Annotated in this window: 22 protein-coding genes, 3 pseudogenes and 1 riboswitch; of the genes and pseudogenes, 14 read left to right on the top strand and 11 right to left on the bottom strand. The window is 34.3% G+C overall.

Annotation, left to right across the window (positions count from 1 at the left end; all coding sequences use genetic code 11):
- Positions 1-190: 190 nt before the first annotated feature.
- Positions 191-544: pseudogene (locus NE544_RS04355) on the bottom strand (ABC transporter ATP-binding protein); the annotation flags it as partial.
- Positions 545-620: 76 nt separating this feature from the next.
- Between NE544_RS04355 and NE544_RS04350 the strand changes: the two are divergent.
- Positions 621-908, top strand: a complete 288-nt coding sequence (locus NE544_RS04350; RefSeq protein WP_256268453.1) for a type II toxin-antitoxin system RelB/DinJ family antitoxin — start codon at positions 621-623, stop codon at positions 906-908.
- Positions 909-1389: 481 nt separating this feature from the next.
- Here NE544_RS04350 and NE544_RS04345 read toward each other — a convergent pair whose 3' ends face one another.
- The 3 genes from NE544_RS04345 to NE544_RS04335 all read right to left on the bottom strand — a co-directional run bounded on the left by NE544_RS04345 (position 1390) and on the right by NE544_RS04335 (position 4238).
- Entirely contained in the window at positions 1390-2253 is an 864-nt protein-coding gene (locus NE544_RS04345) for an ABC transporter ATP-binding protein (RefSeq protein WP_256268452.1), read from the bottom strand.
- A 17-nt stretch (positions 2254-2270) separates the two neighbouring features.
- A complete protein-coding gene (locus NE544_RS04340) occupies positions 2271-3008 on the bottom strand; it encodes an ABC transporter transmembrane domain-containing protein (protein WP_256268451.1) in 738 nt (245 codons plus the stop codon).
- A gap of 132 nt (positions 3009-3140) precedes the next feature.
- Positions 3141-4238: a helix-turn-helix transcriptional regulator gene (locus tag NE544_RS04335; protein WP_256268450.1), complete on the bottom strand. Its 1098-nt coding sequence runs from the start codon at positions 4236-4238 to the stop codon at positions 3141-3143.
- A 481-nt stretch (positions 4239-4719) separates the two neighbouring features.
- Between NE544_RS04335 and NE544_RS04330 the strand changes: the two genes are divergently transcribed.
- Complete coding sequence (locus NE544_RS04330) at positions 4720-4944, top strand: helix-turn-helix domain-containing protein (protein ID WP_256268449.1); 225 nt, start codon at positions 4720-4722, stop codon at positions 4942-4944.
- A 387-nt stretch (positions 4945-5331) separates the two neighbouring features.
- Here NE544_RS04330 and NE544_RS04325 read toward each other — a convergent pair whose 3' ends face one another.
- The gene (locus NE544_RS04325; RefSeq protein WP_256268455.1) at positions 5332-5871 is read right to left on the bottom strand and encodes an ATP-binding cassette domain-containing protein; all 540 of its coding nucleotides are present in this window, start codon (positions 5869-5871) and stop codon (positions 5332-5334) included.
- A gap of 453 nt (positions 5872-6324) precedes the next feature.
- Positions 6325-6424: riboswitch (TPP riboswitch) on the top strand.
- Positions 6425-6540: 116 nt separating this feature from the next.
- Here NE544_RS04325 and thiD point away from each other — a divergent pair.
- The 3 genes from thiD to NE544_RS04310 all read left to right on the top strand — a co-directional run bounded on the left by thiD (position 6541) and on the right by NE544_RS04310 (position 9981).
- Positions 6541-7350, top strand: coding sequence for a bifunctional hydroxymethylpyrimidine kinase/phosphomethylpyrimidine kinase (gene thiD, locus NE544_RS04320; RefSeq protein WP_256268448.1), 810 nt, complete (start codon positions 6541-6543; stop codon positions 7348-7350).
- Complete coding sequence (gene cytX, locus NE544_RS04315) at positions 7347-8510, top strand: putative hydroxymethylpyrimidine transporter CytX (RefSeq protein ID WP_256268447.1); 1164 nt, start codon at positions 7347-7349, stop codon at positions 8508-8510. The genes thiD and cytX overlap by 4 nt, the downstream gene beginning before the upstream one ends.
- 535 nt (positions 8511-9045) lie before the next feature.
- A complete protein-coding gene (locus tag NE544_RS04310) occupies positions 9046-9981 on the top strand; it encodes a PDDEXK nuclease domain-containing protein (protein ID WP_256268445.1) in 936 nt (311 codons plus the stop codon).
- A 100-nt stretch (positions 9982-10081) separates the two neighbouring features.
- Here the strand turns inward: NE544_RS04310 and NE544_RS04305 are convergent, their stop codons facing one another.
- Together NE544_RS04305 and NE544_RS04300 are read right to left on the bottom strand one after the other, a co-directional pair.
- A complete protein-coding gene (locus tag NE544_RS04305; protein ID WP_256268444.1) occupies positions 10082-11440 on the bottom strand; it encodes an ABC transporter ATP-binding protein in 1359 nt (452 codons plus the stop codon).
- A 2-nt stretch (positions 11441-11442) separates the two neighbouring features.
- The gene (locus tag NE544_RS04300) at positions 11443-12945 is read right to left on the bottom strand and encodes an ABC transporter ATP-binding protein (protein ID WP_256268443.1); all 1503 of its coding nucleotides are present in this window, start codon (positions 12943-12945) and stop codon (positions 11443-11445) included.
- A 205-nt stretch (positions 12946-13150) separates the two neighbouring features.
- Between NE544_RS04300 and NE544_RS04295 the strand changes: the two genes are divergently transcribed.
- The gene (locus NE544_RS04295; RefSeq protein WP_256268442.1) at positions 13151-14467 is read left to right on the top strand and encodes a helix-turn-helix transcriptional regulator; all 1317 of its coding nucleotides are present in this window, start codon (positions 13151-13153) and stop codon (positions 14465-14467) included.
- A 52-nt stretch (positions 14468-14519) separates the two neighbouring features.
- Here NE544_RS04295 and NE544_RS04290 read toward each other — a convergent pair whose 3' ends face one another.
- The 3 genes and pseudogenes from NE544_RS04290 to NE544_RS04275 all read right to left on the bottom strand — a co-directional run.
- Complete coding sequence (locus NE544_RS04290; protein ID WP_256268441.1) at positions 14520-14774, bottom strand: hypothetical protein; 255 nt, start codon at positions 14772-14774, stop codon at positions 14520-14522.
- A 179-nt stretch (positions 14775-14953) separates the two neighbouring features.
- Positions 14954-15274: pseudogene (locus NE544_RS12295) on the bottom strand (Arm DNA-binding domain-containing protein); the annotation flags it as partial.
- Positions 15275-15333: 59 nt separating this feature from the next.
- A pseudogene (locus tag NE544_RS04275) lies at positions 15334-15462 on the bottom strand (LysR family transcriptional regulator); the annotation flags it as partial.
- A gap of 337 nt (positions 15463-15799) precedes the next feature.
- On the opposite strand from NE544_RS04275, the gene NE544_RS04270 reads away from it, so the two are divergent.
- Together NE544_RS04270 and NE544_RS04265 are read left to right on the top strand one after the other, a co-directional pair.
- A complete protein-coding gene (locus NE544_RS04270; protein WP_256268439.1) occupies positions 15800-16330 on the top strand; it encodes a helix-turn-helix domain-containing protein in 531 nt (176 codons plus the stop codon).
- 25 nt (positions 16331-16355) lie between these two features.
- Positions 16356-16940: a hypothetical protein gene (locus NE544_RS04265; RefSeq protein WP_256268438.1), complete on the top strand. Its 585-nt coding sequence runs from the start codon at positions 16356-16358 to the stop codon at positions 16938-16940.
- Between the two features lie 492 nt (positions 16941-17432).
- Here NE544_RS04265 and NE544_RS04260 read toward each other — a convergent pair whose 3' ends face one another.
- The gene (locus NE544_RS04260) at positions 17433-17987 is read right to left on the bottom strand and encodes an MFS transporter (protein WP_256268437.1); all 555 of its coding nucleotides are present in this window, start codon (positions 17985-17987) and stop codon (positions 17433-17435) included.
- Between the two features lie 280 nt (positions 17988-18267).
- Here NE544_RS04260 and NE544_RS04255 point away from each other — a divergent pair, with 280 nt between their 5' ends.
- The 6 genes from NE544_RS04255 (at position 18268) to mobT (ending at position 25997) form a co-directional block, all read left to right on the top strand.
- Entirely contained in the window at positions 18268-21321 is a 3054-nt protein-coding gene (locus NE544_RS04255; protein WP_106642436.1) for an SrtB-anchored collagen-binding adhesin, read from the top strand.
- A gap of 238 nt (positions 21322-21559) precedes the next feature.
- On the top strand, positions 21560-21886 hold the full coding sequence (locus tag NE544_RS04250; protein WP_008393084.1) for a YdcP family protein: 327 nt from the start codon (positions 21560-21562) through the stop codon (positions 21884-21886).
- 15 nt (positions 21887-21901) lie between these two features.
- Positions 21902-22285: a YdcP family protein gene (locus tag NE544_RS04245; protein ID WP_003432338.1), complete on the top strand. Its 384-nt coding sequence runs from the start codon at positions 21902-21904 to the stop codon at positions 22283-22285.
- Positions 22286-22473: 188 nt separating this feature from the next.
- Positions 22474-23097, top strand: a complete 624-nt coding sequence (locus NE544_RS04240; protein WP_008393085.1) for a VanZ family protein — start codon at positions 22474-22476, stop codon at positions 23095-23097.
- Positions 23098-23222: 125 nt separating this feature from the next.
- On the top strand, positions 23223-24617 hold the full coding sequence (locus tag NE544_RS04235; protein WP_055259759.1) for an FtsK/SpoIIIE domain-containing protein: 1395 nt from the start codon (positions 23223-23225) through the stop codon (positions 24615-24617).
- A gap of 183 nt (positions 24618-24800) precedes the next feature.
- Positions 24801-25997, top strand: a complete 1197-nt coding sequence (gene mobT / locus NE544_RS04230; RefSeq protein ID WP_074073906.1) for a MobT family relaxase — start codon at positions 24801-24803, stop codon at positions 25995-25997.
- The last annotated feature ends 9 nt before the right edge of the window (positions 25998-26006 follow it).

The following is a 26006-nucleotide window of genomic DNA, read 5'->3' as shown; positions in this document are numbered from 1 at the left end:
CACTGTACCTCGCGATACAATGCCCAAGGACTAGATACTGGCCTCTTTGCTCCAAAAGTTACCAGGTTAGGAGTTTCACCTAACTAAATCAACTGCACCGAACTGGCGCACCATATTCTTTCACCCAATTACACACTGCATTTGGGAGAAAAAAGTTCAACAATCACTAACTTTTCTAGTTTTCATTACTTCAAAGACGTAATAAGCAATTATTTTTTAAGCATTCTTCCACATCCCTAAATATTATCTTTTTGTTTTCAAATACCATAATACAATCAGCATTTCTAATAGTTGATAAGCGATAAGCATGACAAATGTTGTTCGCCCTGTCATCAATTTGTCCGTATTGTTTTGAGCCAATTCTTCTGTATGAGTGTCAATACTTGAAGTAGCTTCATCTAAAACAATGACAGGAGGATTTGCAACAGCAGCTCTAACTATTGCCAGTAATTGTCGTTGTCCTTCCAGATATAATTGTTTGATACCCTTCGTCAGCATTAGCTCGTTTTGCAGCTTGTATACATTCTAGCTCTTTTATATTTAGGAATTGAATGTAGATACACTGTTACTACATTTATTGATATTTTATTAAAATATCAATATACCAGGAAGTGTTAATTATGCGTAACATAATCAATGCTCAAAAAGATGATGTATTTAGAATTCGTATGAATTCAGAAGTTAAAAATGAATTAGAAGAAGTTTTTGCGAAAAACGGCTTAACGTTAACGGATGCGGTTAATGTATTTTTTCAACAAGCATTAAATACTGGAGGCTTTCCATTTTCTGTAACTGAAGATAATGCTGAAAACATGAAAGCCAAAGCTTTAACTAAACTCATGAAAGAATTAGAAATTGGTATGAATTGTACTGAATCTTATTCTGAAGAAGAAGCTAAAAAATATTAGGTTTATAATATGCAAATTATTTACAAGAAGACAGCAATCAATCATTAAAAAGTTATATTTCCCTTCCGCATAATGTTCCATCGCATATTGATGTAAAAAATGATAATCTAATAAATAATCGTATTCTAATTCCTGAAGATTCATAGAAACAATGTTAATATTATCCTCATGTTTTAAAAGATATTCTTTGAACATTTCTAACAACACCGACTTTCCATTATTGCCACTTCTTCTAACACCAGTAATCACTTTTATATCCTGAGTCTTCGAAAATCTAATAAGTTGGTTTAAATATGAATCTTTTTTAATGTATTCCATAAGCCCATTACCAAAACTTTAATTTTTTATAATTTTGGTAATGATTTTTATGTTTCTGAATTAATGAATATTCCATGATGGCAGAGTCAACATGGAATATTCAGGTAGCAGGTAGATACCTAGGAATGGATTTAAATATGGTTTAAAATGACACTTATTCTTCTTAAAAGATACTATTTATATATTCTTCTACATCCATAGATACAATCTTTTTGTTTTCAAACAGTAAGACTTTATCGTATAAAGAAACTGTTTCTTTTGTTACTTTATGTTCAATAGATAGTACTGTAAGATCTGGATTGGATAAAATGAATTGATGTATTCGATCTGAATTTGCTTTATCGATTGCAGAAAAAGCTTCATCCAAGAAAAGCCATTTTTTATTTCTATATATCGCTCTTGCCAAACAAATACGTTGCTTCTCTCCACCGCTTAAATTCAAATGTTCAAAATCAAGATTGTCTCTTTCCTTATCAAATATTGATTCTAAATTAAATATAGTTACTAATTCTTTCAAGGAATATTTACTCATTTTCCTTCCTAAAGTAATATTTTGTTCAAAGGAAAACGGTAATAAGTCATTGTTTTGATTCACATAAGAAAACTTATCGGCATAGGTGCTAAATTGAACGTCCTTCAAATTCTTATCATTCACATAAATGCCATCTACTTTTTTCTGCTTTGTTAAAATGTCTAAAAACGTACTCTTACCATCTCCACTTTTACCAATGACTAAATACTTTTTTCCTTGATCAATCGTCAAATCATTTAAATCTAATATTTTACGAGCACCATAAGAATAACTTAAATGCTTAATCTTAATGTCATGAATTTGTTCATCAAAAACAATAGGTTCATTTTCTTCAGAGCATATTGAATGATCCAACAGTTTTTGTAGAACTGGCTTAGAAGATTGAATCATATTTCGAAGATTTGCATAATTAACGATTGGCATGATCACCATATTACTAGCTTGTGCAATTCCTAATAATTGTCCCACTGTTAATCGATTATAATGTATTAACACAATTCCAAAGAGCAATGTCAAAAAAACATGGCTTGAGAAATAAAAGAATTTATAGAAGTAAGTATTTTTATAAATCCATTATTTTTTAGAGTACTTTGTTCTAAATTCTTATTCTCAATGTCCAGATCGTCACAAAATACTTTTTCTAAATTTAAAATCTTTATATCACTAAAACAACGACACAGATTTTTAATAGAACAAAGCCATTGCTTCATTGAATCCAAATAATTCATTTGATTCTTCTTTAAATGATTCTTAAAAATACTATTTATAAAAATTGTTATAAAAGCACAAAAGAGCAGAAACATTAATATTTCTACACTTAGATTTGCGATATATAAACTTCCCAGTATCAATGAAATAGTTAATGAGAACACATTTAATTTTGAAGAAACATAATTATCAATCACCACATTCACTTCATTATTAAATTCATTCAATATCTCACTGCTATCCTTTTTTTGAAATGATTCTATATTTCTGGAAGCATACGATTGATACAAATTTTGATTAAGACTATAACGTATTTTATTCTTCAACACCTCTATCACATATTGTTGTAAAGTGGAAACAATTAAATAGACACCTAAAAATATCAATACGATCACTATAAGGCTTGAAATTGAATCCAGAAGATGATCATCAAATATATAGCTCATTAATATTGATTTCAATAGATCCACTACTGAATATGAAACAATGAGAATAAGCGAAATAAAATATAATACTTTATGATTCTGAACAAGTTTAAACATAAATAACCCCTTTTCCTTAGGGTTATTATTTTTCAAGACCAAAAAAAAGACAAGAAACTGTCATTGAGAAATAAATGAGTTTCTTGTCTATATTAAGTTCAATTTATTAGGTAATCTTGCACAAAACTAATATTAAATAAAATTATTTGCGACACAAATCTCTTTATATTTATGCAAGTATTCACAATTTTTTATGAATAAAAATTTAAACAAAGAAGAATCATCCTTTAATTCTTTTAATCGATTCTGATAGCCTACATTCAATTGATAATCCTTATTTAGCATCATAGAGAAAACATCAATATACTTAGAATCATCTAATTCTTTGATTAATTTTTTCGCATCTCCAACATTTTCTTTTAGAATCGCATATACAAATAAAACTTCTTTATATTTAACTGTAAAAAAGTCATCCGTACATGATTTTAATCCTTTCTTTAAATATTGATTCCCCTTTTCCATACAATCCTTATGCTGTATCATAGTTGCTCCTAGATTAAAAAAAGCCAACATTTTATATTGTGAGTCATACTGAGCCGCACTTGTATAATATTTTTCAGCTTGATTTAAATCTATATCAAGACAAAGCCACCCTAATGAACAAAGAATTTCCGCAATCAATTTTTTATTTCCTAATTCAATCGCATAATTTAAACATGTTTTGTACAGATCGTATGCCGCAAAAGTATTTTTTTGATACGCATATAGATTGGCTTTGGCCTTCAACCTTCGTATAAATATCCATTCCTCATTATCAGATAGTTCCATATTTCCAGAAGATAATCTAAACAAATTAAAGTATTCTCTTTGCGAATCATCCATGTATGAATAATACGCTTCCACTTCAGCAAGTGATATATTGATTTGAGAATTCATTTCGGAAGCATACAGTAAAAACAATTGATATTGAACAAACAAATAGGATGACACAACCTCATCTTTATATTCCAACAATTCATCCATTACCTTAAATATTTTTGAATCCGATGACATATAGTATTTAAAGAAAAGATCCAACATCTGTTTAATTTTTTCTTCTTTAATTGTATCCATCGTAGAAATCCCTAATTTTTTAAACAACAAATTGTATATATCATCATTTGCGACCAAGATATTATTTTCAATTTTAGAAAGATATGAAGGAGAACAAATCCCATGTGATAAAGCTTCTAATGATATGTCTAACTCTTTTCGTCGTTTCTTAATCAATAATCCTCTGTAATCATTCATACACTGCTCACCTACTAACTCATTATTTGACTCTAATTATACCATGAAAGAAAACTGAAATTTATTTCGTTTTCCTATTTATCAGTATCATTCTCACGACAAAACAGTCTATAAGTAGTTCAGAAGAGTACATCACAGAACCACGTATCAGGTGTGGTAGTTCATTAATCGTGAATTATATAAAACTAGTGTAACTGTCGATTCAGAAGATAAAATAATGACATTGGTTACTTGTGATACAAGAGATAACAACAAAAAAATTATTGTAATAGTGAAAAAGATGTAATCTTCTAAATTAAAAGTACAAATATCCAACATAAATATTTGATTGTTTATAACTTTTAGGAAAAGTGCGAGAAGTAGAACGGAGTAAAATGAAGCTCGCGAGGGGTAGAACGAAGTAAAACGGGGTAGAACGGAGTAGTATTTTGTATGTTTAAAATGATAAAATATCTATATAATTGTAAAGAAAGTGTTCATATTGTTACCAGAAACCCTAACATTAGACTATTTAACGAACGAAGAAGAAGGTCAATATCTTGACAGAAAGAGAATAAGATTTGTCCGTCAATTTCGAGGTTTAACACAAACCGAACTAGCCGAAAAATCCGGGCTTTCAGCAGATGAAAATGAAAGAATTCGCATTTCACAATATGAGAACGGAACTAGAGTTCCACGTAAAGACATGTTAGAAAAAATAAGTTAGGCGCTACATATCAATTCTATGTATTTAAATATGGACGATCATACCGAAGCACTTGATTTTGTTTTTACATTACTCGACTAGGACAGAACAACTGATTTCATTATAAAAAAAGAAACAATCGATAATGAAAACCATTTATTTAATTGATTTGAACACAAATCTTTTTGATGATTTTTTAGAAGCATGAATACAAAAAAAAGTCGATCTAAAAAACGGTAAGATCAGTAACGATGAATATATTGAGTGGACAATTAATTATCCAACTGAAAAATAATTTTAGTAGCCATTCAATGTTTTACAGCTATATCATAATCAATCACTAGCCTTTATTCAAAAAGAGATATCGGATCTATTTAAACCGATATCTCTTTTTATATGGATAATCCACTAAATACATCCTTTGTTTTTTAAGCTAAAGAAGTCCCCTTTATTTTTCATAAGTTCTTCAAACGATCCCTGTTCAACAATCCGTCCTTGTTTAAATACAAGAATACAATCAAACTTCTTTAGTGTTTCATCAAGATATTTATGTGTTACATATAATACAGTTTCTTCTTTTAAATCCAATATTCGATTTTCAATTTCGATGGCCGTCTGTGCATCTAGACTTGCTGTTATTTCATCACATAAAAGTACCTCTTTTAAATGTGCGATTGTACGCGCAATCCCTATTCGTTGAACTTGCCCACCAGAAAGATTACTTCCATCCTCACAAATATTCTGGTCTAATTTAAATTCTTGTAAATCTACAAATTCCATACATTTTAACAGTGTTTCATCTGTTTGTACAAGCTCCATATTCAAGTTATTTCGGATCGTGTCATCAAATATATGACTTTCCTGATGAATCATAGAAACATTCTTAGAATCCAAAACACTCACATTTCCTTTTTGAACTGGATAATATCCTAAAATCAATTTTAAAATTGTAGATTTTCCATTATGTAAAGCTTTACATAACGGTAAATCTAAGCTCTTAGAATCTTTTAAAACTTATCTAAAAAAAGAAATTTTAGATTGTAATATTATTCAAATAAATTTCAATTTACCTGAAGGAAATCATAAACGTACCATACAGACATTTTATTCTCATGATCCACTTGCAAAAACAGCGAAATTAGCCAGCTTTAAAATGTGCTGGATTGATTTTTCTTTTCTTGAAGAAGGTACAGAAATTAAAAGGCATGCAGATGCATATACCTATATGGGAACGCTAGGAGAAAGCTACTCTATCATGAATCGCTTCCTGCCTCCTAGCTATCGCATGTTTCAGCCACCCACAACGCTTTATGACAGTATGATTTATGTCTCAAATGCATCACCAACAAAGATTATTGAATGATTATTGATTTACATGTTACAAAGGAACTATAATAAACATGTTGAAAAATGGGGAGCTGAGTGGCTGAGAGTAGGTTCGACCTTGACCCTGAAACCTGATTTGGATAATGCCAACGTAGGGATGATATCTTTATTGTATGTTAGCTGCAAATTAGGTTTTTCTGCAGCTTTTTGTTTTTTGATCAGAATATGGCGGCAAATTGGGGGCACCACCTTATGTCGCATTAAAAAAGTAATGCAGGAAGGAGATAGAAAATGAAAACAGCATTAACAATCGCTGGAAGTGATTCCAGCGGAGGCGCTGGTATCCAGGCGGATATCAAAACAATGTGCGCAAATCACGTATTTGCGACGAGTGCAATTACAGCACTAACGGCACAGAATACATTAGGTGTTACAGGAATTATGGAAGTAACACCAGAATTTCTTGGGGAGCAGCTGGATGCAGTCTTTACAGATATTTATCCAGATGCTGTGAAGATTGGAATGGTTTCTAGTTCTGATCTGATTCGTATGATTGCTTCAAAACTGCAGGAATATAAGGCAGCTAATATTGTTGTGGATCCGGTGATGGTCGCAACAAGCGGCGCAAAACTTATTAGTGATGATGCAATTGAAACATTGAAAAAAGAATTGTTGCCTTTAGCAACAGTCATTACACCAAATATTCCAGAAGCAGAAGTTCTAGCGGATATGAAGATTGCAAATGAAGAAGAAATGATTATCGCTGCTGAAAAAATTTCTAAGAAATTTGGATGTGCAATTCTGGTAAAGGGCGGTCATCAAATCAATGATGCAAATGATCTGTTGTATAGAGATGACGCATATACATGGTTTCATGGAAAACGTATTAACAACTCTAATACACATGGAACAGGATGTACATTATCCAGTGCTATCGCATCCAATCTTGCAAAGGGATATGATTTGGATACATCCGTAAAACGTGCAAAGGATTATATTTCTGGAGCATTGAATGCGATGCTTGATCTTGGTAAGGGATCTGGACCAATGGATCATTCATTCGCAATTGATAATGAATATGCAAGGGAGAATGTTCAATGAAAAAAACTTCTTTGTTTGAAAATGCATTGATCTGGTTTGGTGCAGGTGTTTCTATTGCAGAAATACTGACAGGTACATATCTTGCACCTTTAGGATTGAAAAATGGTATTTTAGCCATTGTGGCTGGACATGTCATTGGCTGTATCTTATTGTTCCTGGCTGGTGTTATTGGTGGGAAAATGCGCTTAAGTGCGATGGATTCTACAAAGATGAGCTTTGGACAGAAAGGTTGCCTTTTGTTTGCGGCATTAAATGTACTGCAGCTTGTTGGATGGACAGCAATCATGATTTATGATGGTGCACTTGCGGCAGATGGTATTATGCATACAGGTGCATGGATCTGGTGTTTGATTATTGGTATCTTGATTCTTGTATGGATTGGTGTTGGTATTACAAACCTTGGAAAAATCAATACAGTTGCGATGGTTGCTTTATTTATTTTGACTTTAATGCTTAGCAAATTTATCTTCTTTGATGGAAACAGTGCAGTTGTATGTACAGAAGCAATGACGTTTGGTGCAGGTGTTGAACTTGCAATTGCGATGCCTTTGAGCTGGCTGCCTTTGATCAGTGACTATACACGTGAAGCGGAAGATCCTGTGAAGGCTAGTTTAGTTAGTAGTATTGTGTATGGAATCGTTAGCTGCTGGATGTATTTGATTGGTTTAGGTGCGGCTTTATTTACAGGAGAATATGATATTGCACAGATCATGTTGAAAGCAGGTTTGGGTATTGCGGGATTATTGATCATTGTATTCTCTACAGTTACAACAACATTCCTGGATGCTTATTCTGCAGGTATTTCTAATGAATCTATCGTGCCAAAGTGGAATGGAAAACACGTAGCAATGGTTGTAACTGTTGTTGGTACAATTGCGGCAATTGTATATCCAATGGATAATATTACTGATTTCCTGTATTTGATTGGTTCTGTATTTGCTCCTATGATTGCAATCCAGATTGCTGATTTCTTTATTCTAAAGAATGATAAAAGAAATGTAGAATTTGATGTACTGAATCTTGTATTATGGCTTGTCGGATTTGTTGTGTATCGCTGTTTTATGCAGATTGATACACCTGTTGGAAATACAATTCCATGTATGATCATTACAATTCTGTTAAGTGTTGTAATTCACAAGATTATCAAAAAGAACAATTAAAATATAGATTTATGAAAAAATGAAAATGGATGGAATGGAATTCTTGAAAATGGACTTTATTCGATCCTTTTTATATTGACGGTACAGGTTTTGGACTTGTTGGAGTCTAGTAGAGTGGCATAGTTTTCTATGCAAATTGAGTGGTACCGCGGATATCAGATTCGTCTCATGTTTTGGGATGAATCTTTTTTTGTGTGCTGGAGGAAAAAAGAAATGAAATTAAAAAAAGAGAATATTATTCAAAACGATAGAACCGGTAGATATGCTAATTATAAATTAGTAAAAAAATAGTGAATGATTTAACTCGGCATGCCGAGTTAAATGCCGAGTTAAAATTTATATAATATTTCTAAAAGCTTAGATTTTATGATCATACACCGATTGACCGCTACAGATACACTGATGGTGCGCTACACGCACACCATTTTTCCGTCATATGCAGCTATAATCACTGACATTAAAGATATCATTTCTTCTGGCCAAAAAAGTAGCATACAATGCTACCAACAAAGCAATGATACTAACATATTGGCATGTGGGTAAACGTATTGTTGAGCAAGAACAAAACGGAAATGAAAGAGCACAATATGGGCAAGCTCTGATTGATGCTTTAGCTGATGAACTTACAAAAGAATACGGAAAAAGTTTTTTAAAGAGAAACTTCCAATATTTCCGCAAATTTTATATTGCTTTTCCTGATGTACGAATTGTGAACGCATGCGTTCACAATTTAACTTGGACGCATTTTAGAAGTTTATTACGTGTTTCTGATGAAAACGCAAGATTATGGTATATGAATGAAGCCTCAAATGAGGGATGGAGTTCTCGAACATTAGACAAAAACGTCAGCACACAATATTTCTATCGATTAATGCAATCTCCAAAGAAAAATGATGTTGTTAACGAAATGCTTCTGAAGAATTCAGAAAATCAAAAAAATCAGTTTGAATTATTAAAAAGTCCAATTGTTGCAGAGTTTTTGGGATTCAAAAATGAAGATTCTTACCTTGAAAATGATTTGGAGTCAGCTATTTTGACACATATCAGAGATTTCTTAATGGAAATGGGAAAGGGATTTGCATTTGTTGCTAGACAACAACACATTGTAACTGGAACTGAAGACTACTATATTGATCTCGTTTTCTACAATATCGAATTAAAATGCTATGTTCTCATTGATTTAAAAATGGGGAAAATCACACATCAAGATGTTGGTCAAATTGATATGTATGTTCGAATGTATGACGATTTAAAATGCAAAGAAGGAGATAATCCAACGCTTGGAATACTTCTTTGTTCTGAAACAGATGAAGATATTGCTAGATATTCTATTCTTCATGATAATGATAGACTTTTTATGTCTAAATACCTAACTTACCTTCCTTCAAAAGAACAATTAAAAGCAGAAATAGATCGTCAAAAAGAAATATTCTATATGCAACATCCAACATTATCAAAAAAAGATGATTAAAGTTCTCTATATGATTAATATCCTTTTAGTAACAAAACAACCTATATACATATAAACTTTAGATATTGTTTAACTTAATGACATTGTCTCCTATTTTTATTTATACTTCTATCACACTAAACTCTTTATATTCGTTTCGATACAAATGATCTGTAAAAACAATTGTCTTTCCAGATTTCTTCAGATATTCAAATATTTTTTCTCTAAGTTTAGAATCCACACTCATAAAATTATTATCTATTAAGATGATTTTTGCATCGGTTAATAGCGTTCTCATTAATACCATCCTAAATTGTTGACCTCCAGATAAATTGTCATTTCCAACATGTTCATTTAAAATGTCTTCTAGAAATAAATTATCATAATCTACAGCTTGATTTAAACAAATATTTTCCTTTTTAGATACATCCATTAAATGATAATTCTCTGGTAACATGACAGAATCCGGCAACTGTGTATTTATATATTCTAAGCTCATACTTTTTCCTGATCCATTTTTCCCAACCAGAACATTGATTGTATTATATTCTATTTTTGACAATATAGAATCATCTATAGAAATTCTCTTTCTTTTCTTATTTTCAATTTTCTTATAGAAATCTTGAATATATACTTTCGTACTTTGTAATGAAACTATCAATGTACTCATATAAATAGCTAAAGAAGATAAATCAAATGAATAGGTAATGAACAAGACATATGCCCCTGGTGATAATGTTTTGAAATGCATATACCAAAAAATGGTTACTATCAAATTACAGTCTGTTACAGCACTTGAAAAGGTAGAGAATAAGCCTTTAAATACAGAAAATTTAAATCCAATATATTTTTGTTGATTTACAATTTCATCTAGGTTATTCGAATAATCATCTTCTTTTCGGCTCACTCGAATCTCTCTGGAATGTTTTAATAAGTTTAACAATTCTTCAGAAAATCTATTACTATATTCTTTTGATTGGATCGAATATTTCTCCACACTTTTTTTTATCAATGAATTTAAACCAATCGCAAGAATTGGAAACAAAGTAACAAATGCAGTTAAATTTATATCAATACGTCCCAAAATAACAATCACAATAATTCCATATATTAAGTTGCATGCTGTATCAATCATATATGAAATAGTTCCAACAATTTCGTTCACATCTTCATTCAAAGCATTCATAAATTCACCCTGTTTTGCTTCAATCTCAGATTGTTCTAAAGCAGCATAAGCTTTTTTATACATAAAGTTTGCCCATTTATGTTGAGCCGTTATATCAACTTTGGCACCAATCAAAATACAGACTATTCGAATCAACACCAAACCACATACGCAACAAGCGATAAAGATTGTATTATCGCCATCAAAGTATGTTTGAATCAACAATCCAATCAAAATAGGAAGATTGTGTGCAACAAACCAAATCACAACATCAAGAAAAAAGTAAAGTTTACTCGATTTAATAACATCAATCATATTTACAAATCCTCCATGGATATAGTTGAATCACAAAATTGCATGACTTCTTTTTCATGCGTCACTACAATTATGATCTTTTTCATTTCTTTAAATTTAGAAAATGCATTTTTTATCTTATCCATATCCACATAACTAAAAATTTCATCCAATATAATTACTGACTTTTCACTTCTTAAAGCTTTATATAAGTATAAATACTGCAATTGCCCTTTCGATAATTCATCATTCAATGTATAGCCCAAGTCTTTTTCTATCTTTTCTCGACTATATCTATGATATGGATCCACGATTTCATATGGATTCATATTCTTTTCATTCTGTCCAATATACTCTATTTCCTTTAACGTTTCTTTTTCTTTATATTCATTCAATCCTACGTTGTTTATGTATATCGTTCCTGACTGTGGCTCGTATAAATGTGCAATTAAGTTAATTAATGTTGATTTACCACTACCACTAGGACCAATTAATCCATATATATTTCCATTTTCAAAATGCAGTGAACAATCCTTCAAAACAAGATTCTCATTGTATCCAAAATGAACATGATCCAAATCGATACAACAAATATTACCATTCAATAATTTTGTTCCAAAATGTAACTTACTCTTAATTTTCAACAATGCGAATACTCTTTCTTGCGCCTTCTTTGCAGATGGAATATTCTCCATTTGCGTACGCAATTCATAAATCGGATCATCTAATAAATCAATATAATAAACAAATAAATAAATAAAACTTAAATTTATATTTTGTGTACATCCAATCAATAAAACTATAAATTTAATCATACCAAAACTAAAAATCGTAGAAATCCACAATTGATAAGATATGAATCCAGAAATCAAATCTGACTTAAAAGCAAATTGAATGAATGTATTTAGCTTCTTTTCCAAATAAGATTCCCTATTAATTTTTTTCAGCTCTGTCATCATTAAATAACACGTTGAAAACATATCAAATAAATTTTGATAAGCCTGCTTCGTTTGCGCCCACTTAACTTCAGAAACTTTATTAATCCAACGAAAAACAATAAAAAGAAAAATTAACATAGCAATAAGCGAAACACCTATTATCCATGACTTTATAAATGCGATACATACCACCCCTAAAAGAAATAAAATATCTTTCAATAAAGTCATTAGAAACACTAAATAAAATTCAATAACTTGAGAACTATCATTTTCTACTGTTTGTGTTAATTCACCAACACTCCTCTTCAAAACATCCTCATAGTCCATATAAACCAGATTATGTATCAATTTCATTCTTAACCTTTTGAAAAAATTCCAATACATAGATCCACTTAAAATCAAATCACATATATTAACAATCATTTTTCCAACAATCAAACTACATACAATCACAAAAATACTATTCACCGTTGATTGAACTGTCAGTATCTCAGAAACAAAAATTGGGTATATTATTTGAATTAAGGATAATACAACAATCAATAAAAAATGCAATAATAACTGAAAATAATCTCTCTTCTCTATCATACATACCTCTTTTTAAATCTTAGGATTCATTATAAAACCAAACCAAAACTCTGTAAATGCGCCCATGTTTACTAACTGTAACTTTCTTCAAATTTACTTTTCATTCCTACATATACACGAAAAATACAAAAGCAAAATGTTTCTAAATTCTTGAACCAAATCACATTACATGTGATAATAACCTCCAAAAGGAGGTCTTTTATTTATGCCATTTCAAATAAAACAAAATACACTCAATCTTTCTGTTCCTATTGAAAGATTAACAGGTGCATATTATAGAATTCAGCGTACTAAGCAAAATATTTCTCTTTCTTGTTTGGCAAAAGAATTAAGAATGAACAAAGGATTTTTAAGTGATTTAGAAAATGGTAAAAGACATTTCCCCGATGGCCTGTGTAAACAAATAGATTCTATTTTGAACACAAACTTTAATACAAATTATGATTTATATACTCTTTCAAGAAAATATCTATATGAAATATTTGAAAACTTTTTCTTTGAAAGGCAACAATCAATCTTAGATATTTATAAAATAATTCAAGAATCTGAGAATAACATAATAAATTCATATGCTTATTTTACCTTTAAAATCGTTCAATTATTTTACTATTTAAGAATCGAAAAAAATAATAGTAAAATAATTGAAATTGAAGCTTTATTAAATCAAAATTTAAACTGCTTACAATCTGATGAAATCTCAATTTACTATTCTTTATTAGGAATTTTTTATAAAAGAGATGTGGCCTCCAACCATATAGCACTTGATTATTTTTTAAAATCAAATATGATGTGTAATTCCTCATCCATCGTTTATTCTATGAATATTTTCCAATTAATCAGTGTTTATGCAGAACTAAACCAGCCAACCCTTGCATATGAAAAATGCATATCCAGTAAAGCGTTACTAAAGCAACACAATAACTATAGTCGAATTATTACCGTTGATATGTTCGAATGTATAACACTTACTGATTTAGGTCTTTACAATGAATCTAAAGAAAAATTATTAAAGATATTATCTTCGGCAAACAACGATTACTTAAGTTACAGAACAGACCAAATTTATCATAATCTAGCTTGGAATGCTTTATTAAGTAAGAATTATGATGAATGTATAAAATACACAAACTTGACAATCGAAAACAAAGATCCATCTTGTGATTTATGTTATTTCATACCCTATTCATATTACAAACAGAATGAGTATCTAAAATGTTTAGATTATATAGAATCTCATCTAGAATTTGTAGACGATTTTTACAAGCCTTTTTTGCAAGCTATAAGTGCTCGTACTCAAAAACAAAATGTTGATTTTGAAAAAAATATCATTTTGTATTATCAGTCACTCTTGCAGAACAATGTATACGAAGATATTCCACTTATTCAAAACTTTATTTTGGATTACTATACAGAAACCAACAATAAAGATATGATGATCAAAATCCTTATTGACATCAAATCATTCAACGATAAAGATCTAACATTAAAAAGCTCTACACTCTTTACCACTTCACAAAGTTAAGAAAATCGCACTTATTTATCATTAATTAAAGCTTGAGTAAAACCTTATTTGCTCAAGCTCTTTGTTTATCTAAATTCCTTTTCTGTTCTAACTGTTTATTATACTCTCTATACTTTGATGAACGTTTTCTTATATAGTCTAGACTCTTGATCTGACTTCTTAATACTTTAATATCCGGCGTTAGTGCTTTTGCTTCTTTGAATAGTTTTGCCTTGGCAATTAGATCCTTTTCTTTGTAGGACCTGGAATACAAATACTTTCTTTGAGCCAGTAATCCATTCATCTGTTTATCTAGTAAGTCATCCATACAACATATACATTATATGGTCATTTACACAATTACTTCCTGTATTATTTTATATTCCAAATCTTTTACGTATATTTTGTACTCATTTTGGAGTCACTGTGAGTACATATTGAGTACAAGCATTTTAATATCTAGCACTATCACCATTAAAGAATGGGAATGAATCAGCCTAACACGATTATAACCTCTTTTGTGGAGATCTTGCTGATTTTCAGCTTTCCGAAATAAGGTAAAATCTTCGTGCGAATGATATGTTCTTTGGTCATCCATGTGTTTTCTTTCAGTCGGCTTTTCATGTCCCGGATATACAGCTCCGTAAATGCTTCAAAACTCATATCCATATCCGATGAGTTCTGCAACTGAAACATCCGCTCCCATTCCTGTGCTTCCCTCTTGGTAGCAAATCCACGCTTTCATTTCTGCTTACGCTCGCCCTTCCAGTTGACATATCTGGACATCACATACCATGTTCCATTGCTTTCGTTCTTTAATACCGGCATCACTGTTCCTCCCTTCCCATTCCGTAGAGTCTTTCATTGAAATACTGGCGATTCACTCACCCGGAAATCGTAATAAATCCCTTTTCTTTCAGCTCATCGTTGAGCCGTTTGATTAGCTTATAAGCATACGGTTTCGATACGCTCAGTTCCTGTGCCACTTCTTCGGCACAAATAAATTTGTTGTTCATCTTATCATCCCTTTCCCTGATTTTTTATTGCCGTTCTATCCGAAGGAAGTTCCAGCAGGCATCCCCTGTTCGGTGCTGTGCTGTCCCAATCTGCTGCAGCAGATCAGGTGCTCGCTTGCTTTCTGGCAAGGTCTTGGCGGTTTGTGCTGTTCGGACGGTCATTTAGTTATTTATTAAACTTATTTGTTTAATTTTAAATTCGTTATGCTAAGCATATTTGTTTGTGTCAAGTGGCTTTCCGGAAAATATTAAGCTTTTTTGTTTTGTATTATATTGACTTTCATTAAACATATCAGCTATACTCCATGTATATCATGTGTAAGGAGTGAATACTGTTATGGCGATTGGAGAGAGAATCCATTTTTTCCGCCTTTTACGTGGAATTACACAAAAATATCTGGGTACGATTGTCGGCTTTCCGGAGCGAAGTGCCGATGTACGCTTAGCACAATATGAAACTGGAACACGAAAACCCAAAGCAGAACTTACCGCAGCATTGGCACAGGCACTGGATGTTTCCCCTCATGCCCTTGATGTGCCTGATATTGACAGCTATGTTGGTCTGATGCACACTTTATTTACCCTTGAAGATCTGTACGGTCTGACTGTCAGCGAAGCAGATGAGGAAATCTGTCTGAAAGTCGATACTTCCAAAGGAAAAGAAGCTCACGAACTGCTGAAACTGCTGTATACATGGAAAGAGCAGGCTGACAAGCTATCTTCCGGTGAAATCAGCAAAGATGACTACGATATCTGGCGTTATCACTATCCAGAGTTCGATACCACACAGATCTGGGCGAAGGTTCCGTCTCAGGAATTGAACGATACACTGATAAAAGCGTTCAAAAATCAACTTATCGACAAATAACACTCAAACGCAAAAGGAGATAAACATGACACCAGCAGAATGGCACTCAACACTTTTCCAGTGTATTGGAACTATTGTAAGTTTATTAGCACTAATTGCATCTATCATTGCTGTTATTTTGACTTACAAAAATTTATCTGAAATGAAAAAACAATTAAACGAACAACAAAAACAATATTTTGAACAAAATCGTGGAAATCTTATTTTCTATGTTCAAAAAAGTGCAATTGGAACAACGCATGATTTAATTATCAAAAATTTTGGTAACTCTCCAGCAAAACTTATGTCGCTAAAAATATCTCCTGATTTAGATTGGTCAAAAACAGGGCATTCCAATATAAGCGAATTTAACATCACAAAACTAAGCAACATATTTCTTGCCCCGCAGCAACACATCTGTACTATTTTTGATTTTACAGATTTTGACAAAACTGAGTTGGCTGTTGAAATACACTATTCTACTTGTGGTAAAGAATTTACCGAATCATATAACGTAGATTTGAACTATATTCATAAAGTTCTTTCAGTTGAGCCAGACATTAAAGATGAATTATCTGCCTTGAAAAATATAAACAAAGCAATAAATTTTCTTTCAAATAAATTTGTATAATAAAAACGGCAAAAAGCCCTTAGCTATGAGTTATTACCCACAGCTAAGGGCTTTCTAAATAATATGGATTATTTGTTGCACAGCCACCATTCAATCATTCTCCAACTCTAAAACCACTGGATTACAAGAATAATGGCTTTCATGCAACTGTTATCAAATTGTTATCAAAAGACTTTTGAAAATGCCGAAAACCCGCATAAATACTGGCTTTCTTTGGCATTTCAATTTATTCGAACTTAATTTTGTGTACTTTTAAATCCATGCAACATATATATTATATGGTTATTTATACAATTATTTCTTGTATTATTTTATATTCCAAATCATTTATGTATATTATGTACTCATTTTGGAGTCACTGTGAGTACATATTGAGTATAAGCATTTTAATATCTAGTACTATCACCATTAAAGAATGGGAGTGAATCAGCCTAACACGATAAAATATGCAATGGTCAAAAATTTATCAAAGATCCGTTGTTTAAAGAAAAATCATATTTTTTTGGCCAAAATAGAAGTTATAAATAATAAACTTAAACAAATCATTCCGCAGCATAAAAATGTTGTAGAGAATCCATATATATCAGAAAAATGTCCAACCAATGGAGAAATAAGCATGCCTGTTACAGCAATCAATAAACTACGTAAAGAAAGAATCGTACCACGATTTGTATCTTCTATACTTTTTTGAAGACATGAATTGTATGAAATATTATTAATGCTCATTAAACTTGCACAACAAACATAAAGTAGCCAAGATAATAATATATGTCCTTGAAAAATAGACATTATTATAAATAAAGTAACTATAATAAAAGGCAGTTTTCTAACACTAAAGTCATATCCTAGTTTAGAATTAATTTTTTGAGCACAAATTCCAAATACCGATTGTGAGAACATTACACAACTGAACATAAAACCAATTACGTTTTCAGTAATGTTATGTGACTTTAGTAATACAGAATAATAATCCTCATAAGGAAGGAAGCATATTGCTAAAATTGCAGGTAACAGAATCAAATATATAACTTTGTAATTTAAAAACACAATAAAAATCTGATTATCCGCTAAAACACAGTATCTATCAGCATTTTCAAGGAAACAAACACATCAATTTACTACTTATTTACTACTAACGAATGAGCCTTGATACGCAAGTTTTCCTAGATATGCAAAGATATTATGGTACAACACATCAGTATTGAAACAAGAAAAAATTAAATATTTTATAGACTATGGAATGCCTAACATGACGTTCCTTTTCTATTTCCAGCCGTTCTTATTGGACGGCTATTTTATTACCCAAAATGAAAGGAGCATTAGATTTATGAAAAAGATGTTAAAACGATTGTGTACGGGCTTCTTAGCTCTTGCAACTGTCGTTACTGCTTTGCCGACTACACCCGTTCATGCAGAAAGTAAGCAATACTGGACGGAGTCAAAAGAGCGTGTCGGTATCGTTGAAAAAGTAATGAATGACGGTTCAATTGGTTCTACCTTTAATGAGGGACATTTGACCGTTGAGGGCGAGGACGCTTACTGTATTGACATCAACACAGACTTTAAGAATGGTTACAAGACCAGAGCTGACGTAAGCACCCGTATGAGTGCCGACCAGATAAGCGACGTTGCCTTATCTATCGAATATGTAAAACAGTACACAGACAGCCACAGCGGAATAAGCAAAAATCACGCTTATCTTTTAAGACAGCTTGTAGTCTGGCAGAGATTGAGCGTACATCTTGGCTGGCAATGTGATAACGTGCGAGCTTCTTATGATGAAATTCCAAAGGCTACGCAGGACGAAGTTTTCTCTGGTGCGAAAGCCTTTGTCAAAGAAAATAAAGGACGCTATGAATGTGGCGGTTATATCTACTCTGGCGAGGGGCAGGAATTGGGACAATTCTGGGCGAAACTGAATGTCGGAAATACGAAACTGCAAAAGGTTTCCAGTAATGCCAGCATCACAGACGGTAACGGGAATTACTCAATCGCTGGTGCAACATACGGTGTCTTTTCTGATAAAGACTGCACAAAACAGCTTGCCACCCTTACGACTGATGAAAACGGAAACACAGATATTGCAGAGGTAAAAGCAGGCACAGTCTATATCAAGGAATTATACGCACCAGCAGGATATAAAGTGGATAAAACTGTATATTCCTTAAAGGTTGAAGTTGGAAAGACAGCAATTTTGAAAGTATCAGATACGCCAAAAGTAACGGACACTTTGATTGAGCTTTTCAAGATTGATATGGAAACACAGAAAGACAATCCGCAAGGGAACGCTTCTTTAGCAGGTGCGGAATTTACATGGAAGTATTATGCTGGCTTCTACAATAAAGACAATCTCCCTGCCGAAGCTACTCGTACATGGGTTACAAAGACAACCGCTGAAACAGACAGCGACGGAACAACCCACTACATCACAAAATTAGCGGACACATACAAAGTATCTGGCGACAGCTTCTATATGCAGGACGGCAAGGCGGTTCTTCCACTTGGAACACTAACCGTAGAAGAAACAAAAGCTCCAAACGGCTACTTGTTAGAGGGTGCATATATGCAGGCTGGCGATAAGTCCGAACAGATAAAAGGCTTATATGTAACACAGATTACCGAGGACGGCGACCTTGCCGTATTATCTGGAAGTAACCAGTTTTCCGTATCAGACAAGGTTATCCGTGGCGGTGTCAAAATTCAGAAACGAGATTTAGAAACGGGCGATACAAAGCCACAAGGAAGTGCCACTTTGAAAGATACTGCCTTTGACATCATTTCCTTAAATGATAATGCAGTATTGGTTGAGGGCAAGTTATACAAGAAAAATGAAGTGGTAAAGACAATTCGTACCGATATTGAGGGTGTCGCTTCTACTTCTTCTGACCTCTTACCTTATGGAAAATTCCGTATCGTTGAGAGTGAAGCTCCCAACGGTTACTTAACTGACGGTGCAAAGCCGATTGATTTTACAATCACAGAAAATGGAAAAATCGTGGACTTAACCGAAAAAGCCCATTCTATCTATAATCAGATTAAGCGTGGAGATATTGAGGGTGTAAAAATCGGTGCAGGCACACACAAGCGTCTTGCTGATGTTCCTTTTAGGATCACAAGCAAGACGACGGGCGAAAATCATGTAGTGGTAACTGATGATAACGGGCAATTCTCCACTTCTGCTGACTGGGCTTCTCATAAGCACAATACCAACGCAGGCAAGACTAGCGAGGACGGTGTGTGGTTTGGAACTTCTGAACCAGACGACAACAAGGGTGCGTTACCTTATGATACCTACATCATTGAAGAAATGCGTTGCGATAGCAACAAAGGCTTTGAACTTATCCCACCTTTTGAAATCGTAGTATCAAGAAATAACCTTGTGATTGATTTAGGGACTTTAACTGATGAATACGAAAAAGAAATCTCTATCCATACCACAGCAACCAGCAAAGACGGCGAAAAGACTATCCTTGCAGGAAAAGAGGTAACAATCGTTGATACGGTCAAATTAGACGGACTTACAAAAGGCACAAAATATCAGCTCAAAGGCTGGCAGATGTTAAAGGAAGAAAACGCAGAACTTCTTATTGACGGGAAACGTGTAGAAAACGATTATACCTTTGTCGCTGATGATGAAGAAATGAAAGTGAAAATTTCCTATACATTCAATGCGTCTGCTTTAGGTGGCAAGAACCTTGTTACCTTTGAAGAATTGTATGATTTAAGTAATCCAGACGAACCCGTGAAAGTTGCAGAACACAAAGACATTGAGGACGACGGGCAGACCGTACTTATCACAGAACGTATCATCAAGATACATACTACCGCTACGGATAAGGACGGCAACAAAGAGATTGAAGCTGGAAAAGACGTTACAATCATTGATACCGTAACCTTAGAGGGCTTAGAAATCGGTACACAGTACAAACTTGTGGGCTGGCAGATGTTGAAAGAAGAAAACGCAGAGCTTCTTATCAATGGAAAACGTGTGGAAAGTGATTATACGTTTATCGCTGACAGCGAAACTATGAAAGTGGAAGTTGCCTTTACCTTTGACGCTACTTCCCTTGACGGCAAACAGCTTGTAACTTTTGAAGAATTATATGATTTGAGCAATCCAGACGAGCCGAAGAAAGTTACCGAGCATAAGGATATTGAGGATAAGGGACAGACGATTACCTTTAAGGAAAAAACCGAAGTCCCAGAAGAACCAGAGAAACCCGAAACACCGCAGACACCAGAAAAGCCGAGCAGACCGAGCGACAGTCCCAAAACGGGCGATAACACAAACCTTTACGGACTGCTTGCACTTCTTTTGACTTCTGGTGCTGGACTGGCAGGTATCTTCTTCTACAAACGCCGTAAAATGAAGAAATCATAAGGCGGTAACGGTATGAAGAAAGGAAAATCACGCTCTCCGCCGAAACGGTCAAACGGCAGGCTTCCGCTTATTCTGGCTTGTCTGCCAACAACCAGCAAGAACACGGATAGTCAAGGGTGCGTAAGCATTGATTTTACTCTTTACTATCTGTGGGATTGCTGGTATTTCCCGAACTGCCAGAATAAGAAATTACAATCAATCAATTTATCAAATATAGAAAGAAACGAGGTAAAACAATATGGAAATGAAATATGTCGTGCCAGATATGGCACAGTCTTTTGGAACTCTTGAATTTGCAGGCGAAAGTGAGCCAGTCTTTGAAAGAGATAAAAATAACCGCAGGGTCTTAGCCAGACGAAGCTATAACCTTTATTCTGACGTACAGAAAGGCGAAAATGTTGTGGTAGAAATTCCCGTGCAGGCTGGCGAAAAGAAGTTCCAGTATGAACAGAAAGTAAAAATTGTCAATCCGAAGTTATACGGCAGAGGTTACGCAATCGGGGATATGGGACATACCGATTATGTATTAGTTGCTGATGATATTGTAGCAGTTGAAGAAAAGTAAAGGAGTGAAGAATTTATGAGATTATCAAACGGGTTTGTTATTGACAAAGAGAAAACATTTGGAGAATTAAAATTTACAGCGGTGCGTGATGTGTTCTTACAGAATGAGGACGGGACACCGAGTACCCAGCTTAAAAAGCGTATCTATGATTTGAAGTGCAGTCTGCATGGTGGAATTATCCCCGTGTCTGTACCGCCAGAAGTACCGTTAAGAGAATTTCCGTACAATGCAGTTGTGGAGCTTGTCAATCCAGTAGCCGATACGGTATCACGAAAAACTTATACGGGTGCAGATGTGGACTGGTATGTAAAAGCAGAGGATATTGTGTTGAAGAATAAAGGAAACCAGAACGCAGGAAGTCCACAGAACCATACACCGCAGGGACAGCCGAAAAAATAGGATTGCTGGATAGATTTTCATTGTAGCGAATACATGGAATTGCTATAATATGAGTATGTAGAATAAATAAAATTTTAAGAAAAATTTTCGATTTTTCGTTGGATAATTTTTAATTTTTGCTGTTATCTTTATAGAAGAAACGGACTGACAAATATATGTAATGAGTTCATGTAAAAGGAGTGAAAAATATGTTGCCAATTTCCGATATTCTTATTCGTTCAATAAGTGGGTATGTGTTTATAATTCCAGTTCTTATATTGTATTTTTTTATTAGAAAAAAATCGGGACGAAAACAAAGTATTTTTCATATTATCGCTGTGTTTGTTTTTTGTTATTATTTATTTGGAATTTTAACTGTAACAGGTATTGGTTATACAAGCACAATATCATTTCGTCCCCAAATTTCTATAATTCCATTTTGTGGTATGATAAGTGGACCAATAGATACCATACTAAACCTTGTTTTATTTGTTCCTTTGGGCTTTTTCTTACCATTACTGTATAAAAAGTATCAGCATATAAAGAATGTTATCTTAACTGGCTTTCTGTTTTCCTTATCTATTGAAATTGTTCAGATGTTTGGCTGGGGGGCAACAGATATAAATGACCTTATTATAAATACAGCAGGAGCATGTTTAGGATATTTGATATATTATCTGGTGTCAAAAATTTTACCTATCAATTTTAGGAAAAGGCTTCAGTCCGAAAATGTTAATGACATGGTCGAAATAATGTTATATGCAATTTATATATTTATAGTTATGATTACAGTTCAACCATGGGTAATTCATAGTTTACTCAATATCGGGTAAAAGTGAGTATTGATTATGCTTCAATCAATAAAATTGCAATTTTGCAACTTAATATTACTACAAATAGAGCAGTTAGTCTTAAAGATTGACTGCTTTTTTCATACCCAGAAAGGAGTGATTGATTTATGCGTAAGATTTGGAACAAAGGACACCGTATCAGAGCCAGCGACAAGCACCTTGTCTACCACTTTTCCATAGGGACGCTTCTGTTTGTATTCGTGGCGGTTCTTCTGCTACTGAATATGAAACAGCTCATGCGTACCGATTGGGAGCATTTCAGCTTGTTAGAGAATGGCTTGACGCTTTCCCCTTACAACTTCATAGCCATACTGATAGCGACTGGTGTTTGTGCATTGGTCGCTTTTCTGTATTACCGCTTCTGTTACGACGGTTTCAAGAAGCTCCTGCACCGTCAAAAGTTGGCACGAATGATACTGGAAAATAAGTGGTATGAAGCCGATACCGTACAAGACAGCGTTTTTTTTACTAACCTGCAAAGCAGATCAAGGGAAAAAATCGTCTGGTTTCCAAAGATTTATTATCAAATGGAAAAGGGACTGCTTCATATCCGCTGTGAAATTACGCTGGGGAAATATCAAGACCAGCTTTTACGGTTAGAGGATAAATTGGAAAGTGGCTTGTATTGTGAGCTGACCGACAAGACCCTGCATGACGGCTATATCGAATATACCCTGCTTTATGATATGATAGCGAACCGCATTACCATTGATGAAGTACGGGCAGAAAACGGCTGTCTTAGACTGATGAAAAATCTTGTCTGGGAATATGACGCACTCCCTCACGCTCTGATTGCTGGTGGTACGGGTGGCGGTAAAACCTATTTTCTGCTGACGCTCATTGAAGCCTTACTGCATACCAACGCTGTCCTTTATATCTTAGACCCAAAGAATAGCGACCTTGCCGACTTGGGAACGGTTATGGAAAATGTATATCATACCAAAGAAGAAATGATAGATTGCGTCAATGCCTTTTATGAGGGCATGGTACAGCGAAGTGAGGAGATGAAGCGACACCCGAACTACAAGACGGGCGAAAACTACGCCTATCTGGGACTGCCACCCTGCTTTCTTATCTTTGATGAATATGTGGCATTTTTTGAAATGCTGGGGACAAAAGAAAGCGTGAGCTTACTTAGCCAGTTAAAGAAAATCGTTATGTTAGGGCGACAAGCAGGTTATTTCCTTATCGTCGCCTGCCAGCGTCCAGACGCAAAGTATTTTTCAGACGGTATCAGAGATAACTTCAATTTCCGTGTGGGACTTGGACGTATCAGCGAATTAGGTTACGGTATGCTGTTTGGTTCAGATGTGAAAAAGCAGTTTTTCCAGAAGCGTATCAAGGGGCGTGGCTATTGTGATGTGGGAACAAGCGTTATCAGTGAATTTTACACGCCTTTAGTCCCGAAAGGACATGATTTTTTGCAGACTATCGGCTCTCTTGCACAAGCAAGGCAGGACGGGACGGCGACGTGCGAAGCGAAAGGCGACGGCACGGACTAGCCGTTGCTGGTGTGGCGTAAGCCACGCCAGCAGGTAAAACCCCTCGGTATCTAACAGAGGGGTACGTTTGCAAATAGACAATAGACAAAAAACATAGGAAACATAAGGCTTCTGGCATGATTTCCTAGCAAAATTCAGTTGTGAAGTCGCCTTAAAAAACTTCACACTTGACAGATTGGGGGTATGGTTCTGAATGAAGAACAATGGATAAAAGAATTACGGGAGAAGCGGATTGCTTACGGTATCTCACAAGGCAGGCTGGCGGTGGCTTCTGGTATCACAAGGGAATATCTCAACAAGATAGAAAGCGGAAAAATGAAGCCGTCAAAAGAACTTCTTAATACTCTGCATAAGGAACTGGCAAGGTTCAATCCAGAAGCACCGCTTACCATGCTGTTTGATTATGTGAAAATTCGTTTTCCCACGCTGGATATACAGCACATCATCAAAGACATATTAAAATTGAATATCAATTATATGCTCCATGAAGATTACGGGCGTTACAGTTATACGGAGCATTATTCTTTAGGGGACATCTTTATCTATACGTCGGCTGACGAAGAAAAAGGTGTCCTTTTAGAGTTAAAGGGGCGTGGTTGCAGGCAGTTTGAAAGTTACCTGCTGGCACAGCAAAGAAGCTGGTATGACTTTCTCATGGACGCATTGGTAGACGGTGGCGTGATGAAGCGTATCGACCTTGCTATCAACGACCATACGGGCATTTTGGATATTCCAGAGCTTGCGGAAAAATGCAGGAAACGGGAATATATCGGAAAGTCCAGAAGTTATAAGTTTTACCAGTCGGGCGAGCTTATCAAGCACAGAGAGGACGACAGAGAATATATGGGACGCACCCTTTATCTTGGTTCGCTGAAATCAGATGTGTATTTCTGTATCTATGAAAAGGACTATGAGCAGTACGTCAAGCTGGGGACACCGCTTGAAGAAGCCGATATTATCAACCGTTTCGAGATACGGCTTCGCAATGAACGTGCCTATTATGCAGTACGGGATTTGCTGACCTATTATGACGCAGAGCAGACCGCCTTTTCTATCATCAACCAGTATGTGCGGTTTGTTGATGAAGAACCAGACAAGCGGAAAAATGACTGGAAACTCAATGACCGCTGGGCTTGGTTTATCGGCGATAACAGACAGAGCTTGAAGCTGACGACAAAGCCAGAGCCTTACACCTTAGACCGTACATTGCGTTGGGTACAAAGGCAGGTAGCACCGACCTTGAAAATGCTGAAAAGAATTGATAAGGGAAACGGTACAGACTACATGGAAACAATCGAACAGCAGGCAAAGCTCACAGAAAAACATGAAATGATAATCAAACAGCAGACGACCCCTGCAAAAGATTTGGTGGAAAGTTAGGAGTGATAA

The sequence above is a fragment of the Holdemanella sp. MSK.7.32 genome (assembly GCF_024460475.1).
Classification (GTDB): Bacteria; Bacillota_I; Bacilli_A; order Erysipelotrichales; family Erysipelotrichaceae; genus Holdemanella.
This window is presented reverse-complemented; position numbering and strand designations above follow the sequence as displayed.